This is a genomic window from Vibrio sp. J383, from assembly GCF_023503985.1.
GTDB classification, from domain to species: Bacteria; Pseudomonadota; Gammaproteobacteria; order Enterobacterales; family Vibrionaceae; genus Vibrio; species Vibrio splendidus.
In genome coordinates, this window is the sequence record NZ_CP097293.1 from 3,042,830 (window position 1) to 3,059,719 (window position 16,890).

16 protein-coding genes are annotated in these 16,890 nt (G+C 44.2%); 10 read left to right on the top strand and 6 right to left on the bottom strand.

Translation table 11 applies throughout. The features are described from left to right. Positions 1-4: 4 nt before the first annotated feature. Entirely contained in the window at positions 5-934 is a 930-nt protein-coding gene (locus M4S28_RS13670; protein WP_249631963.1) for a hypothetical protein, read from the top strand. A 116-nt stretch (positions 935-1,050) separates the two neighbouring features. Here the strand turns inward: M4S28_RS13670 and M4S28_RS13675 are convergent, their stop codons facing one another. From M4S28_RS13675 to M4S28_RS13685, 3 genes are all read right to left on the bottom strand, one after another. Beyond that, the gene (locus M4S28_RS13675) at positions 1,051-2,637 is read right to left on the bottom strand and encodes an AbgT family transporter (protein ID WP_004734363.1); all 1,587 of its coding nucleotides are present in this window, start codon (positions 2,635-2,637) and stop codon (positions 1,051-1,053) included. A 387-nt stretch (positions 2,638-3,024) separates the two neighbouring features. Further along, positions 3,025-3,150 carry a type B 50S ribosomal protein L36 gene (gene ykgO, locus M4S28_RS13680; protein WP_081008126.1) on the bottom strand — a complete coding sequence of 42 codons (126 nt, stop codon included), beginning with the start codon at positions 3,148-3,150 and terminating at the stop codon, positions 3,025-3,027. Position 3,151: 1 nt separating this feature from the next. Then, positions 3,152-3,412, bottom strand: coding sequence for a type B 50S ribosomal protein L31 (locus tag M4S28_RS13685; RefSeq protein ID WP_054541634.1), 261 nt, complete (start codon positions 3,410-3,412; stop codon positions 3,152-3,154). Positions 3,413-3,535: 123 nt separating this feature from the next. On the opposite strand from M4S28_RS13685, the gene tsaA reads away from it, so the two are divergent. From tsaA to M4S28_RS13715, 6 genes are all read left to right on the top strand, one after another. Beyond that, entirely contained in the window at positions 3,536-4,231 is a 696-nt protein-coding gene (gene tsaA / locus M4S28_RS13690) for a tRNA (N6-threonylcarbamoyladenosine(37)-N6)-methyltransferase TrmO (protein WP_249631964.1), read from the top strand. A 101-nt stretch (positions 4,232-4,332) separates the two neighbouring features. After that, complete coding sequence (locus tag M4S28_RS13695; protein ID WP_249631965.1) at positions 4,333-6,051, top strand: proline--tRNA ligase; 1,719 nt, start codon at positions 4,333-4,335, stop codon at positions 6,049-6,051. A 202-nt stretch (positions 6,052-6,253) separates the two neighbouring features. After that, positions 6,254-6,943, top strand: coding sequence for a tellurite resistance TerB family protein (locus M4S28_RS13700; protein WP_017086220.1), 690 nt, complete (start codon positions 6,254-6,256; stop codon positions 6,941-6,943). A 204-nt stretch (positions 6,944-7,147) separates the two neighbouring features. Then, entirely contained in the window at positions 7,148-7,351 is a 204-nt protein-coding gene (locus tag M4S28_RS13705; protein WP_009847436.1) for a YaeP family protein, read from the top strand. A 1-nt stretch (position 7,352) separates the two neighbouring features. Beyond that, positions 7,353-7,544: a DUF4250 domain-containing protein gene (locus tag M4S28_RS13710; protein ID WP_102467014.1), complete on the top strand. Its 192-nt coding sequence runs from the start codon at positions 7,353-7,355 to the stop codon at positions 7,542-7,544. 232 nt (positions 7,545-7,776) lie between these two features. Next, entirely contained in the window at positions 7,777-8,103 is a 327-nt protein-coding gene (locus M4S28_RS13715; RefSeq protein WP_004736794.1) for a hypothetical protein, read from the top strand. A 337-nt stretch (positions 8,104-8,440) separates the two neighbouring features. Here M4S28_RS13715 and glyA read toward each other — a convergent pair whose 3' ends face one another. Further along, entirely contained in the window at positions 8,441-9,691 is a 1,251-nt protein-coding gene (glyA, locus tag M4S28_RS13720) for a serine hydroxymethyltransferase (RefSeq protein WP_017084166.1), read from the bottom strand. Between the two features lie 347 nt (positions 9,692-10,038). Here glyA and M4S28_RS13725 point away from each other — a divergent pair, with 347 nt between their 5' ends. From M4S28_RS13725 to M4S28_RS13735, 3 genes are all read left to right on the top strand, one after another. Further along, positions 10,039-10,641, top strand: a complete 603-nt coding sequence (locus tag M4S28_RS13725; protein WP_016784986.1) for a YitT family protein — start codon at positions 10,039-10,041, stop codon at positions 10,639-10,641. Positions 10,642-10,723: 82 nt separating this feature from the next. After that, the gene (locus M4S28_RS13730; RefSeq protein WP_249631966.1) at positions 10,724-12,289 is read left to right on the top strand and encodes a winged helix-turn-helix domain-containing protein; all 1,566 of its coding nucleotides are present in this window, start codon (positions 10,724-10,726) and stop codon (positions 12,287-12,289) included. Positions 12,290-12,391: 102 nt separating this feature from the next. Next, positions 12,392-13,300 (top strand): hypothetical protein, encoded by a 909-nt coding sequence (locus M4S28_RS13735; protein ID WP_249631967.1) that lies wholly within the window; start codon positions 12,392-12,394, stop codon positions 13,298-13,300. A 145-nt stretch (positions 13,301-13,445) separates the two neighbouring features. Here M4S28_RS13735 and treC read toward each other — a convergent pair whose 3' ends face one another. After that, on the bottom strand, positions 13,446-15,131 hold the full coding sequence (treC, locus tag M4S28_RS13740) for an alpha,alpha-phosphotrehalase (RefSeq protein ID WP_249631968.1): 1,686 nt from the start codon (positions 15,129-15,131) through the stop codon (positions 13,446-13,448). Positions 15,132-15,271: 140 nt separating this feature from the next. Then, on the bottom strand, positions 15,272-16,696 hold the full coding sequence (gene treB / locus M4S28_RS13745) for a PTS trehalose transporter subunit IIBC (RefSeq protein ID WP_102447363.1): 1,425 nt from the start codon (positions 16,694-16,696) through the stop codon (positions 15,272-15,274). Between the last annotated feature and the right edge of the window lie 194 nt (positions 16,697-16,890).

Here is a 16,890-nt window from a genome sequence, read left to right on the forward strand (position 1 = left end):
CACCATGACAAAGTTTATAACGTTGAGCGCTGTTGTCGCATTGGCTATAGGCTCAACACCAAGCTGGGCAAAAGAAAGTGCACGAGTCGATTTTCCTGATGCAGAAACACAGCAGAAGCTCAATAAGAAGTGGGAACACGCTTTACCCTTTCATGCCCAAAAAGCCATTGATCTCGGTTATGCCCTGCCTCTACCGTTTTCTATTTCATTCATCGGTAACGCTTCTGCGCAAAATATCGAAATGTATGATTTGGGCGTGCAAGTTGGTGACGTAGATTTAGGAGACAGATACGATCTTTCACAGGTGTCATTTGGCGATCCTGAAATCGAGAGCAAAAGCATGCAGCTGCGCGCAGCGGCTTGGGTGTTTCCCTTCTTACAAATGGGCGTACATGTCGGGCGTTTCTCGGGTGGAACACAATTAACAGCCGAAATACCGACCTCACTTTTTAAAGCTTGCGATAATCACCCAAGGTTGCCCACTTGCGCTAAAGAATCCGTCAGCACTCCAGAGTTTTACCCGGATGTGGAAGGCACAAACTGGGGGTTCTCAATGAATATTGTCGGTCAGGTTGGGGATTTCACTTATGTACTTCCCGCCAGTATGACGCACTCTCGCACCGATGATGAGCGTACAAATACTAAAACAATGTTGTTCAGCCCTCGAGTTGGCCCACTTATTCAAACTGAAAACTGGGGTAACATTTTCCCCTATGTAGGTGCCGCTTACATGCACAGTGAAGGGTTAACGCAAGAAAACAACGCGTTAGGTGTAGACGGGCTGTCTTATCAATTATCCCAGCAAAGCGCAGAAGACTACTCTGCGATAATCGGAGCGAATTGGAATATCACAAAAACTTACGGAGCAAACCTTGAATTCATTGGTGGCCCGGGCAGAAAAATCGTCAATGTCATCATGACTTACTCCTACTAGTTCCCGGTGGCATAACGAAAAAAACCTGCGATAAACGCAGGTTTTATTCTCAATAAGAGATATCTGTAAGAAAGAGTTGTCTATAGGAACGAGCCATCTATAGACAAATCTTAAGACTAAGGCGTGTAGTACGTTGCAGCGCCTGGACCTACTGGTAGACCAAATACGAATACCCATAGGTAGAACAAGATGCTCCAACCGAACATGAATACCATTGAGTAAGGCAACATTGTCGCGATCAGTGTACCGATACCTAGGTTCTTCATGTAGCGAGTTGCTACGGCAAGGATAAGACCGAAGTAGCTCATCATTGGTGTAATGATGTTCGTTGTTGAATCACCGATACGGTAAGCCGCTTGAATCGTTTCAGGTGCGTAGCCTACTAGCATTAGCATTGGAACGAAGATTGGCGCTGTTACTGCCCACTGTGCAGAAGCTGAACCGATCATCAGGTTAATGAATCCACACATTAGGATGAATGCGAAGAACAACATTGGACCCGTTAGGCCAATATCCTGAAGGAATGTTGCGCCACCAACAGCGACTACTTGACCAAAGTTCGTCCACTTAAAGAAAGCAACAAACTGCGCAGCAAAGAATACAAGAACAATGTACATGCCCATTGAAGACATAGACGTTGCCATTGCATTAATCACATCACGGTCATTCTTCATTGAACCCGTAACTTTGCCGTAAACAAAGCCAGGAATAGCAAAGAATACAAAGATAAACGCGACGATACTTTTCAGGAATGGAGAACCTGAAATCGTACCTGCCTCTGAACGCAAAACACCGTCAGCAGGAACCACAGTCCAAGCTAAAAGTGCACTCACGATTAATACAGCAACACCCGCTAGCTTAAGGCCTTTCTTCTCAATAGCAGTAAGCTTACCCATTGAGTCATTTGAAAGATCTTCAGACGCGTCTTCGTCGTTGTATTTACCCAATTTAGGTTCAACAATCTTCTCTGTTACCAATGCACCGGCAATCGAGATAAAGAAGGTCGAAACAAACATGAAGTACCAGTTTGATTCAGGGCCAACAGAGTAAGAAGGATCAAGCATTTGTGCTGCTGTTTCTGTAATACCAGAAAGCAGTGGATCAACCGTACCGATAAGTAGGTTTGCAGAATAACCACCAGATACACCAGCAAATGCTGCCGCTAGACCTGCTAATGGGTGACGACCCAATGAGTGGAAAAGCATTGCTGCAAGAGGAATAAGAACTACGTAACCCAGCTCAGATGCCGTGTTAGAGATAATACCGGCAAATACTACGGTTACAGTAACCATGCGCTGAGATGCGCCCATTACCATGCCGCGCATTGCCGCAGATAATAGACCTGAGTGTTCAGCTATCGCAACACCTAGCATTGCAACAAGCACAGTACCAAGTGGCGCAAAGCCAACAAAGTTCGAAACTAGATTCGTTACGATGAGTTGTAAGCCTTCAGCATTAAGTAAACTTACAACGTGGATCATGCCATCAGCAGCACGACCGCTAGCACCTTCTGGGCGAGGATCCATTACAGATACTTCGAAGTAACCAGCAATTCCTGAAGAGACTAGGATTGCGACACAGAAGATTGCGAAAAGAGTGATTGGGTGGGGTAAAAGGTTCCCCAAATATTCAACGCCATCGAGAAAGCGGGTAAAAATTGGTTTCTTTGGCGAGTTGTTTTTTATTGAAGCTGATGAACTCATCAGTTCCCTCCTTGTAGTGATTCCTGTGCAATTGTGACAAAAATGTTCAAATTGCCAGCGCAGAGTACGCGACAAAATTATCAATTAGAAATTCAAAATGTTACAAAATGTGTAACAAATGACTACTTTTAACTCTATAAGAACAATTAATTAGCAAATAAATCTACATTAAATACAAAAACTAGATTTATAATTCACAAGAACACATTCACTACAAAAATAAATGGCGATATAACTCATTGATTCATTTAAAAATAAAACACACCGTACGCTAATTTAACACGCAATATTCTGCAAGGTTCCTCTCGAAGGAAAAGAAAAACAGACAAATGAATGAAGTTTGACTTTCCCCTCGTTTTTACACTCGTGTCACATCAATTTGACTGACTATTTTTGAACCGCTTTGAATCTCGGGTTGGATTTACAGATGACATAGTGACGGCCTCTGCGCTTTACTATTTGGCAATCTGGATGACGGCTTTTCGCACTTTTAAGTGATTTTATAACTTTCATTCTATTTCGCTCCCTTACCTAATTGACCAAAGCGACGAGTAAAGTTAGCAACACGTCCCTCTTTATGTAGCACTCGCTGTTTACCCGTATAGAAAGGGTGCGACTTTGCAGACACTTCAATCGTGAAATAAGGGTAAGTATTGCCATCTTCCCATTCGATAGTGCGGTCTGTTTTCAGCGTAGAGCCTATTAAGAAGTACTCATCAACGCTGGTGTCATGGAACACCACTGTGCGGTAGTCAGGGTGGATATTCGGTTTCATTGTATTTCCCTAAATAATTAAATTGATACGTTATAACATATCAAATGATAATTATTATCAAAAGAAAAACAAGCGATTTTATGATATTTTTCCGTCTTAACTGAAACCAGAGAACACCTTGCTATGTACACCATTAAACCTGTTGGCTTTATTGAGTCTCCTTATAAAGAGAAGTTCGCTGTGCCAAGACAGCCTAGGTTAGTACCCACTTCGACCTCAAGAGTTAGGTTAGTTGAAGCAGCGAACTGCCTTGAGTCTGTTCGTGATATTGAGCAATTTAGCCATGTGTGGTTGTTGTTTTTGTTCGATAAGAACTTTGAAGCAGGCTGGAAACCAACCGTGAGGCCACCTCGCCTTGGCGGCAATGAACGTATTGGTGTCTTCGCGTCTCGTGCCACATTCAGACCCAATGGAATTGGCATGTCTGCGGTTGAACTCAAAGGTGTATCTCAAGAGAAAGGGCAGACTTGGTTGGATCTTGGCAGCGTCGACTTAGTAGACGGCACACCGATCATCGACATCAAGCCTTATATCCCCTACTCAGATTCGATCCCGGATGCATTGGGAGGGTTTGCCGCCGATGAACCAGAAGTGCTCGACGTTAACTTTTCGCAGCAAGCGCAAAGTAAGCTCGCAAGCCATCCACAAGCGCGCCATATCATTCAGGTGATCAAAGAAGTATTAGGCCAAGATCCTCGCCCTGCCTATAAGAAAGGTAAGCCTGACAACAAGGAATATGCGGTAAATTTGTTCGATCTTAACGTGAAATTCGTGGTTGAAACGCTTTTCATCAATGTAACTGACATTGAACGCTTTTGAGATCCCAAATAGGCTGATATTATATGCGGCTATATCAGATTTGCTGTCGTCACTCACTGCAGCAAATTTTCTTTTATCAATGATGAAACGGATACCATAGAATGCGTACCAGTAACTACCTTCTTTCTACTCTGAAAGAGACTCCAAACGACGCAGAAGTTATCAGCCACCAGCTGATGCTACGTGCAGGTATGATCCGTAAGCTAGCTTCAGGTTTATATACTTGGCTACCTACTGGTCTACGTGTACTGCGTAAAGTCGAAAATATCGTTCGCCAAGAGATCGATAATGCAGGTGCCGTTGAAATCTTGATGCCCGTAGTTCAACCGTTTGAGCTTTGGGAAGAGACTGGCCGTTCTGAAAAGATGGGCCCTGAGCTACTTCGTTTCACAGACCGCCACTCTCGTCCTTTCGTTCTTAGCCCAACAGCTGAAGAAGTAGTGACGAGCCTAGTACGTAACGAGATCAGCTCTTACAAACAGCTACCTCTAAACCTGTACCAAATCCAGACTAAATTCCGTGATGAGCGCCGCCCTCGTTTTGGCGTAATGCGTGCACGTGAATTCTCTATGATGGATGCGTACAGCTTTGATATCGATAAAGAAGGCTTAGAAAAGTCTTACCAAGCGATGCACGATGCTTACTGTAAAGCATTCGACCGCATGGGCCTTGAGTACCGTCCAGTATTGGCAGACTCTGGCGCAATCGGCGGCAGCGGCTCTCAGGAGTTCCACGTTCTTGCTGAAAGCGGCGAAGACCTAATCGCATTCTCTTCTGAGTCTGATTACGCAGCGAACATCGAGAAAGCAGAAGCACTAGCTCCTACTGAAGAAGTAGCAGCGCCAACTCGAGAGATGGAACTGGTTGATACGCCAAACGCAAAAACAATTGCTGAGCTTGTAGAGCAACACGGTCTAGCAATCGAGAAGACCGTTAAGACTCTATTCGTTAAAGCGTCTGATGAAGTAGAAGCAGATATCATTGCTCTAATCATCCGTGGTGATCACGAGCTTAACGAAGTGAAAGCTGAAAATCTTCCACAAGTAGCTTCTCCGCTAGAGATGGCTTCTGAAGAAGAGATCCGTGCACTTGTGGGTGCAGGCCCTGGTTCACTTGGCCCTGTTGGCCTAGAGCTACCATTCATCGTTGACCGCTCTGTTGCTGTAATGAGTGACTTCGGCGCTGGCGCAAACGTAGACGGTAAGCACTACTTTGGCATCAACTGGGGTCGTGACGTTGAACTTGCTCAAATTGAAGACCTACGTAACGTTGTTGAAGGCGACCTAAGCCCATGTGGTCAAGGTACTATCCAACTTAAGCGCGGTATCGAAGTTGGTCACATCTTCCAGCTAGGTAATACTTACTCTAAAGCAATGAATTGTAACGTGCTTGGTCCTGATGGTAAGAGCGTAATCCTAGAAATGGGTTGTTACGGTATCGGTGTTTCACGTGTTGTTGCATCTGCTATCGAGCAGAACCACGATAAATTCGGTATCACTTGGCCAGACGCACTAGCACCGTTCCAAGTTGCTATCGTACCAATGAACATGCACAAATCTGAGCGCGTTAAAGAAGCCGCTGAGAAGCTATACGCTGAACTAACGGCTATGGGAATCGAAGTACTATTCGATGACCGTAAAGAACGCCCAGGTGTTATGTTTAAAGATATCGAGCTTGTGGGCATCCCTCACACTATCGTTATCGGTGATCGCAGCATGGACGAAGGTAACTTCGAATACAAAAACCGTCGTACTGGTGATAAAGAAGTTATCGCAATGGACACGGTTATCGAGCACCTTAAGGCTCAACTAGCTAAGTAATCCTATTGCTTGCTAGCTAATAAATATTTAGTTAGATATTGAAAGGCTGCCGTCAGGTGGCCTTTTTTGTGCCTGTCGTTTCTCTTCAAACTCCCTTCTATTTATCAGTAGAGTAAATAACGTAAGTTAATCCCCTGTTCATCTTCAAATCCGTATATTGGTGTCATCAACTTTTTGGACATGCTCACCATTGGAGGTATCGATGGATATCAAAAGCTTACTGAACCAAGCACTTAAATCAGATCTCGTTAAACAAGGCACTCAGAAACTGTCACAAGGGTCTTCAAGTTTAAGTGGCCTTTCTCAAGGCAGCAATGGCAAGAGTAGCAGTAAAAGCACACTTGGAGCCTTCGGCGCAGGCGCAGTTGGCGGCGGACTCTTAGGTGCGTTAATGGGCTCTAAGAAGACTAAGAAAATGGGTAAGAAAGCCGCAGGTATTGGTGGCGCAGCAGCTCTTGGCGCACTCGCTTACAAGGTCTATAACGACTATCAATCTAAACAAGGGCAAACACCGAATGCCGAACAAGCTCAATTTGATGAGAACGACTCAAACCATAGTGTGCTGATTCTAAGATCGATGATTGCTGCGTCCAAAGCCGATGGTCATGTCGATGAGGAGGAAATGGCCAAGATCGAGCAAGCGGTCGAAAATATGGGCGCGGACTACCAACTGACTAAATTGGTCTCTGAAGAGCTGCACAAACCACTCGATCCAAGTGAAATTGCTCAGCTCGCTACTTCACCTCAACAAGCGAGTGAGATCTACTTAGCGTCTTTGATTGTGGCGGATGAACAGAACTTCATGGAGAAGGCTTACCTCAAAGAGTTAGCCAAGCAACTCAACCTTGCAGATGAAGTTACTTATCAACTTGAACAACAAATATCCGGCTAATCATTAGATACTAAGCGACTAAATAAATACCAGCGAATCATAAAGAACGACTCAAATGGCATGCTAGCAAAGTTATACATTGAGCATTAACAGAATGAGATATTGAGCAAGAACAAACTAACTCTGAACTTAATCAGATCCACTTTGTTTTTGCTTATCTCTATGTGTATATTGAGATCAGTTATCATTTGGTTAGGTATAAAAATGAAAGTATACGATTGTTGTGATTTGGTGCGTGAACTGTATTCTCAAATTGGCAGTGGCGACCAAGGTTATATCCCTAAAGCGATCACCTGCGCGGTAAAAACATTGAATGACCTTGCTGCAGATGAATCTCTTCCTAAAGAAGCACGTGATCGCGCTGCATTTGCCGCAGCCAATCTGCTGATCTCAGATTTCGAGGACTAATATGAACCTCGCTAACTTTGAAAAGATGGACTCTGTGATGTTGATGAGCATCGTCAACATGAAGCTCCGTGACGACTTCGGTGGTGATTTGGATCGAGTAGTCAACTTCTACGAAATCGACAAAGCAGCATTGATCGCAAAACTTGCGTCTGCTGGTTTTGAGTATCTTCCAGAAGCCAAACAATTTCGATAATAGTTGAAAACAAGCTTCCTATTAAAAGACCAAACTCTGCTTTGGTCTTTTTTATTGCTGATACGTATTGGATAAACATGTAGTTAACCAGTTATAAATTATCTGTCTACATCTATACTTTTATATCTTAGAGTCAACGAACGCTCCTTGAACCGAAGCGTATTGTTGTATAGGCTACCTCAAATAGCATATAAAACTCATCACCCAATCTGATGATAGCGAAGGATTAACAATGAAAAGACTCGGACTTTTGGCAGTTTTCGCTGCAACACTGACTGCAGGTTGCGCTTCAAATACACAGCAAGACAACTTTCGTGAAGCCTCTTTTGAGCTGTGTAATACCGAAGTCGATATCTACTCAGTAAGCCATGATGAGCGAATTCGTATCGTCTGTTCTGATGGTTCTAAATTCGCTTTGAACAGCGAAGATACGCTAGAAGTAATGCGTGATATCAACATCGACTATTGTGATGGCGAAGGCTTAGGTAAATTCAACGAGAGCCGTAGCTACTACTCGTTTAGATGTAAGTCAGGTACTTTACTGAGCATCAAAAAGTAAAACCGATACCAACAAACAGCAAAGGGTTGATGTGCAAACATCAGCCCTTTTTTATTACCTGCCTTTCTGTATTCTCAGATAACCCAACGCTCATACCGACCAATACAAAAAAGGCTCCCAACAGGAGCCTTTCAAATCGTATTTTTCAATCAAATAGCTTTAGTTCAAGGAACAGGTGCAGAATCTTCAACACCTTTCCCTAAAACAAAAAGGGACTCAATGAGCCCCTTTAAAGTATTTTTCAAAGTAGTCGTTTGAAATTCTAGGAGAGCACGCGGAGCTTACGGATGTAAGTGAGCATGCTCGACAACGAAGTTCAAATTACTACGCAGAAAAATTAAGCGTAAACCGGTAGACGCTTACAGATTTCTAATACTTTTGCTTTAGTTGCTTCGATAACAGACTCATCACCCATGTTATCTAGGATGTCACACATCCAACCTGCTAGCTCTTTCGCGTCTGCTTCTGAGAAACCACGACGAGTAATAGAAGGAGAACCGATACGGATACCAGACGTAACGAACGGGCTACGTGGATCGTTTGGTACTGAGTTCTTGTTCACTGTGATGTTAGCTGAACCTAGTGCTGCATCTGCTTCTTTACCTGTGATGTCTTTGTCGATTAGGTCAACTAGGAACAGGTGGTTCTCTGTAGAACCTGAAACGATGTTGTAACCGCGTGCTAGGAATTCAGCAACCATTGCTTTTGCGTTAGCAACAACGCGAGCTTGGTATTCTTTGAACTCTGGCTCTAGAGCTTCTTTGAACGCTACTGCTTTACCAGCGATAACGTGCATTAGAGGACCGCCTTGGCCGCCAGGGAATACTGCTGAGTTTAGTTTCTTGTAAAGATCTTCGCCTTCGTTAGAAAGGATAAGACCACCACGAGGACCAGCAAGCGTTTTGTGCGTTGTCGTTGTTACAACGTGAGCGTGTGGAACTGGGTTCGGGTAAACGCCTGCAGCGATTAGACCGGCAACGTGAGCCATATCTACGAAGAAGTAAGCACCTACTTTGTCAGCGATTTCACGCATGCGTGCCCAATCACAAACTTGAGAGTAAGCTGAGAAACCACCGATGATCATCTTAGGTTTGTGCTCGATAGCTAGCGCTTCCATCTCTTCGTAATCGATTTGACCTGCTTCATCGATACCGTAAGGGATGATGTTGTAAAGCTTACCAGAGAAGTTTACTGGAGAACCGTGAGTTAGGTGACCACCGTGCGCTAGGCTCATACCTAGAACAGTATCGCCAGCATTCAGTAGTGCCATGTATACAGCGTTGTTTGCTTGAGAACCTGAGTGAGGTTGTACGTTCGCGTATTGAGCGCCAAACAGTTCACATGCACGTTCGATTGCTAGAGTTTCAACTTTATCTACGAACTCACAACCACCGTAGTAACGCTTACCAGGGTAGCCTTCAGCGTATTTGTTTGTAAGTTGAGAACCTTGAGCTTCCATTACACGTGGGCTTGTGTAGTTTTCTGAAGCGATAAGTTCGATGTGCTCTTCCTGACGAAGAGTTTCTTCTTGGATAGCTGCGAATAGGTCCGCATCGTAATCAGCAATGTTCATGTCACGCTTAAGCATCTGTATCTCCTGACTCAGATTGTACTGAAAGTTTCAAAAAAACCACACAACGACCGAAAGCAAACGTTTCCGTCACCGTTTTGATGTGACGCATTCTACATAATTTGATCTAGGTCATAAAGAGCTAATTGCAATTTTATCATGCAGTTTTTTCATAATCACATATAAGATTCATCATGGTTATTAAGCTTATCCAACCAAAGATGACGCTTACTGTCAATTTTACGCTTTACACCCTGTAAAACGCAGATTACATAGGTTTACCTTAATTTTGCCCCTCAAGCTACCGAAAGCTAAGGTTTTTCTCTACTATGCACGCCTTTATTGGTTAGGTAATTATTAAAACGATGGAAAAACACTCACGTAAAGAAGATTGGGTAGCTATTCTCACTGGCACGTTTTTAGTGGCGTTAGGCGTCTTCTTTTTACAGTCAGCGAACCTGCTTACCGGTGGTACTACTGGCTTGGCTCTGCTTTTGAGTCAATTCTTACCTGTAACCTTCGGTATTTTGTACTTTGTGGCCAACTGTCCATTCTATTTATTGGCATGGAAACGATTTGGCCGTAGTTTTGCCATTAGCAGTGCAATTGCTGGTGCGTTAGTTTCTGTGTTTGCCGATCATTTATACCTCGTTATCTCACTAGAAGTTCATAACGAGATCTACTGTGCTGTTGCCGGTGGCTTATTAATGGGCTTAGGTATGTTAATCCTATTCCGTCATCGCTCCAGCTTGGGTGGCTTCAACGTATTATGTTTGTTCATCCAAGACCGCTATGGCATCTCTGTAGGTAAAACTCAGATGGGCATTGATGCCTGTATTCTGTTTGCGTCTTGCTTCTTCGTATCGCCTTGGGTAATTGCCGTTTCGGTATTGGGCACCGCAGTATTGAACATCGTATTGGCAATGAATCACAAGCCTACTCGTTACTCGGTGAATTACGCGTCTTAATACCCATCCCCCTATGAATTACTAGCTGTTTTTAGTAACAAAAACAGCTAGAATTTAGGTTTTATAAACCGTCGCCTTTTCTATGCAAGATTACCTCTCCAGCGCCAAAGACCAACAAGCCTCTATTTATATTGAAGGCTTGGAGTTCAACCCCAACACACGAGCCTTAAGCTGCGACGAGCAGGTCATTGATTTAGAGCCTCGTTCTATCGAGCTCTTAGAGTTATTTCTTACCAGCGTTGGTCAACCGCTCGCCGCCGAGCACATCATTGAATCTGTCTGGCAAAGCAACTTCATTTCCAAAAATGTTCTGACCAACCGAATCAGTACGTTACGTTCAGTACTTCAAAAACACCTGCCTGATAGCGACGCAACCAAAATACTAGTGACTTACCCACGTAAAGGCTATTTTCTAAACCCAAACTCGGTTAGTTTTGCCGCGACCTCCCCTGAAACTGCACCGAATGATGCAGAACTGGAATCTCCAGTCAGTCAAGAAGGGAATAGATCTAATCCAGTTAACCCTTGGTTAATCGTGGTGTCTTTGGCTTTGCTGATCAGCACTGCGGTAATGGGTTACATGCTTTGGCAATCTCCCACTCGCGCTTCAGAAATTGAACGTGACCAACGATTGATTCCTAAGGTCGAGCTTCTCCTGAACCGATTGGATGCCATTGGTGAGAATTCCAGAAAATACCGAAAAGTCGTAAAAGCATTATTACTTCAACAGCAGATTGAATACGCCTACACCGATCTTGCTAACCAAGATGCGCCAAGCTACTTCCTTGACCCTATTGATAGCTCTCCCTTCTTTCCGGGCGCAAAGAACATGCGTACCAGTGATTACCTGCTTAACATTCAGCTCAAAGATCAAGAAGTGGACAAACGCCTTATCGCAAAGATAAGCCTGATCTACCCAAACTCAGGGAAGCTCGCATTTGGTGGTGCTTACTCTATTGATGTCAATAATATCAGCAGCAGCCTTATGGAGATCAACCGAGAGCTAGCTAACTATTTTGCACTGCCAGCACCATTACCGCCAGAATGGTCAGTCGACAATGCCGAAGTCAGCGAATTGCTAAGTGGAAAAGCCATAGCGCTGGATGGCATTAAGCTCAACACCATGACGTCGACTCTGATTGCGCGTCAACTTGCGCTATTTGAAACAGATCAGAAGAAGCTCGTCGCGTTCACTAACCTTGTTCAAACTCGTTTTAACCGACTACCAGACGAACTGAAGCTGTGGCTTGGTATCATTCATTTCAAACTAAGAGACCTGCAAACCGCAAAAGAGCTTCTGACCAATACCTCAGGCAACTCTACGATCGAAAATGCGTTGGTTTATATGATGGTATCTCATATCGCTTATAAGCAAGACAACATGGAGAAGTTTCGCCTGAACTACATGGAGTCTCTAGTTGCCTTATTGAGAGTGGTTCCATCCGAAGATCTATTCGCCCGGCTATCCAAACCAGAATCAAAATCGACCTGCCTGCAACCTTGGAAGAGCTTGAAGCTAAGCGTTAAAGACCCACTTATCATAAAACAGTGGGAAAGCTTAATGCTGAATTACTGCACAGCTGTTGGGCAACAGATCTCAAATCAAAACAAAAAACCATTTAAAATAAATAACTTAAACATAAATTAAGATCTTATGTGACTTCGTTTTTTGCCCTATTTACTCTTCAAACAATAACATTCCTAAAAACATCGGGCCCACCAAGGGCTTCCAACTTTAGGAATGTTCAACATGAAAAAAACAATGACGCTGCTAGCGACCTCTCTCTTTGCTCTCTATGGTTGTGGCGGCGGCGGCTCTTCTTCTGGTTCTACAGATGGTAATAAAGGTCCAAGCAGTCAGGTTGATTACCCGATTGCGAGCTCTGCATTTTCCCCTAAACCAGAAACAACATTGGGCTACTCGTTTACCAAAGATGGTCAGACTGAAGGCGTGATGACAATGAACTTCACTCCTTTAAGCGGTGAGCTCATTATTGCAGGGTTACAAGAAGAGGCCGGCAATGAAGCGGTCGTTCAAGTTATCAATGACCTCATCAATTACGGCGGCATCACCGAATTTTATGTTTCTGAAGACATCATCACAAATGTTGAAGGTACCCAAGAAGACGGCAGTATTTATTTTGCAGGCCCCGACCGCAGTTTACACGAGATCACCAATGCCTACTTTATTGGTAGCCAATACATCACAACCGTCATGCAAAGCAGTCCACTTTTCCGTTTAAAGGGTGCTGACGTAAAAGAGAGTAACCCAATCATTGATATCAGTGAGGAAACCGTTTCATTACAAGTGACGTTAGATGGCGAAGCTGTCGCTAACTTGCTGAATGATTTTGAAGACCATTCGTGGGTAGCAAGCCTTCCAACTGATGCATCATGCCGAGTCACATGGCAACAACAGATTGAAGAAACAGGCGTGCGTAAGAGTTTCAATATCTCTGCTAAATCGATCGAAGCTGCGAACCTAACAGAGAAAAACACCTACAACATCAACTGTGAAGGCATGGATTCCGCAGAATTTGGCACATCATCAGAGCGCTGGTTCAACCCAAGCATCGGCTTAATTGAACAGATTGAATTGATGTCTGTAGAGCAATCTACTATTGAAGAATCAGCAGCGATACTGACCTCAATTAGCTAGCCTGGACTTAGATTCACTAAACCTAAGCTTAACCGTGAGCTAACCGCAAACAATAAAAAAGGCTTTGGGAGCACTCCAAAGCCTTTGTTCAAACCTAAATCTTTAGGGGGAACTGAGAATTAGGTTTATTGAAATAGTAACGAGGCTAATCTTCAATCAAGAGAATACGAGTCTCGTAAGGTCGTAGCACTTGGTGATGAGACGCCACTAAACTCTCGCTCACTTGATAATTAGACAACAAGCTCTTAGCCTTCGCCATCTCAAAACGTTCAGGTAAAACGCATTCAGCCTCTTCACCATAATAGTTGTTAATGCACAGCAGAGTTTGTCCTTCACTCTCACGAACATACGCAAAAATGGATGGATGCTCAGGCAGTAGGTCTTGATAGCGACCATGAGTAATCACCGGCACTTCTTTACGCAATTCAATCAAACTCTTATAGAAATAGAAGACCGAGTCTTTATCTTCAAGCGCTTGCTCAGCATTGATCTCAGTGTAGTTATTCGCAACATCTAACCATGGCTGTGATAGCGAAAAGCCAGCGTAAGGCTCACTGTTCCATTGCATTGGTGTACGAGAGTTATCACGAGATTTTTGCGCTAAAATCGCCATCATATCTTCATGAGTAACACCATCACGATTCACCATGATGTCGTACATATTGGTACTCTCTACATCACGATACTGGCTGATCTCGGTGTAACCCGGGTTGGTCATACCAATCTCTTCACCTTGATAGATATACGGCGTGCCTTGCATCATATGAACTGACGCAGCAAGCATCTTGGCTGATTCAACGCGATATTGTTGATCGTTACCTAAGCGGCTCACGACTCTTGGTTGGTCGTGGTTACACCAGAATAGTGCACCCCAACCTTTTCCGTTCAAGCCAGCTTGCCAGTGGTTAAAGATCGACTTGAGCTGTAAGAAATCGAAGGGAGCGTTGGTCCATTTCTCACCATTGGTGTAATCGACCTTAAGGTGGTGGAAGTTAAACACCATCGATAGCTCGCTGTTATCAACGTTTGAATATTGCTGACAATGCTCCAACGTGGTTGAAGACATCTCACCTACGGTCACGCTACCGTATTTCTGGAATACCGCTTCGCTGATCTCTTTTAGATATTCGTGCACACGTGGGCCATCGGTATAGAAACGACGACCATCACCAATATCATCATTAGGGAAGTCTTGCTGCTTCGAAATCAGGTTAATGACATCAAGGCGGAAACCATCGACGCCCTTCTCTGCCCAGAAGCTGATAACGTCTTTCACTTCTTCACGTACAACTGGGTTCTCCCAGTTCAAATCAGCCTGTTCTTTGGCGAATAAGTGTAGGAAGTATTGCCCTGTCGCCTCATCTAATTCCCATGCATTACCACCGAACTTAGACTGCCAGTTCGTTGGTGCTTGGCCAGCTACTGGATCTTTCCAGATGTAATAATCGCGGTACGGGCTGTTTTTGTCGCCCAAAGCAGATTGAAACCATGCATGCTCTGTCGAAGTGTGGTTTACCACGATATCCATCACGATGCGAATGCCACGTTGGTGCGCTTCAGACAGCAATAAGTCGAAGTCTTCCATGGTGCCGAATTGAGGATTAATCGCGTAGTAGTCTGAAATATCGTAGCCATTATCGATCATAGGAGATGCGTAAACAGGGGTTAGCCAAATCGCATCCACGCTCAAGTTTTTGAGGTAATCCAGTTTCGAAATGATCCCTTTAATATCGCCAGTACCTTTACTGCCACTGTCACAAAAGCTCTTTGGGTAGATTTGATAGATGGTTGCGGTTTTCCACCAGCTTTCATCATGTTCAGTCATCGCCATCTCTAACACTCACTTACCAGAAAATATAAAATAAAAATCACCATGTGAATCATGGTCGAATAGCCGTTATAACTAAAAGAAAAAGCTATAAATAAGAGAAAAAGCGATGACTTACTTGAAGTCATCGCTTGTTAAATGCATTACGCGTTGGCGGTTTCTAGCTCGCCTTTCATCTGTGCTCGTTTATAGAAGAACAATGTCAGCGTTATCGGCAGTACAATCGCCACCAGCATCGCGACTAAGTAAATCGACCAATATTGAGGTTGAATCGATAGGATGCCCGGCAAGCCGCCGACACCGATGCCATTCGCCATCACACCTGCGCTGCCACAAATCGCGGCTGCAACAGCACTACCAATCATTGCGCTCAGCATTGGGAATTTGTATTTAAGGTTGATGCCGTACATCGCAGGTTCCGTCACACCTAGGTACGCTGAGATTGCAGCTGGTACTGAGATGTCTCGTTCGCCTTCGCGCTTACTCAAAATGATGATGCCTACAACCGCTGAAGCTTGTGCAATGTTTGATAGCGCAATCAAAGGCCAGATTGGTGTGCCACCTAAGTCTTGCATCAGTTGTAGATCCACAGCGTTGGTTGTGTGGTGAATACCTGTAATAACCAAAGGTGCGTATAGGAAGCCAAAGACCACTGAACCAAGAATCGCGAAGTCACCAGTCATTGCCACTTTAGCCGCGAATGCCACACCATCGCCTAACATACGACCGAATGGGCCAATAAAGGCGTGCGCTAGAATCACAGACAAGATGATCGAGACAAATGGCACGACAACCAGGTACAGATAAGAAGGAACAATGCGCTTAAGGTTGGTCTCGATGAAGGCCAGAGCCACACCCGCTAACATCGCAGGGATCACCTGAGCCTGATAACCGACTTTCTCTATCACGAACAGACCAAAGTCCCACACCTCAGGTACCGATTTACCTATCATGTAAGCGTTCATCAACTGTGGAGAAACCAAGGTCACACCGAGTGTGATACCCAGAATTGGCGTTCCGCCGAGTTTCTTAACCGTTGCCCAACACACACCAACCGGTAAGAAGAAGAAAATAGCTTCGCCAATCAACCATAAGAAAGAGTGAACGGTTGCCCAGAACTGGCTGATTTCAACTAAGGTTTTGCCGTCGAACATGCGAATGTCGCCAATCACATTACGGAAACCAAGAATCAAACCACCCGTAATAATGGCAGGCAGCAGTGGTACGAAAATTTCGGCTAAATGGGAGATACCACGCTCAAGGAAGTTCATATTTTGACGAGCAGCCAACTTCGCCTCATCTTTTGATGATGCATCTTTACCGGTTTGCTCAATCAGAAGTGCGTACACCTCATCAACCTCGGTGCCAATCACGACTTGGAATTGACCTGCGTTCGTAAAGCAGCCTTTTACCAGTTTAAGCTTCTCTAATTCTGCTTTGTTCGCTTGTTCCGTATCGTTCAATACAAAACGCAGTCGAGTTAGACAATGGCTGACACTCGCAATATTCTCTTTGCCACCGACTAACTCGATAAGACGCGCAACGTCTTGCTTCGCTATCTTACTCATACTACCCCACCCTGGTTTCATTCAATTACTCTTCTAAACCATGCAGCTATAACCACTCGATTTAGATTAATGGGAACATTCCCAATCACAGGTATTATAATGCCTTCATGAATAATAAATTAAAATGGGAACAGTCCCATTAATTGAAAGAGATCACACTCTAATTTTAATCTAAGCGGTTCAATTTCGCTTGA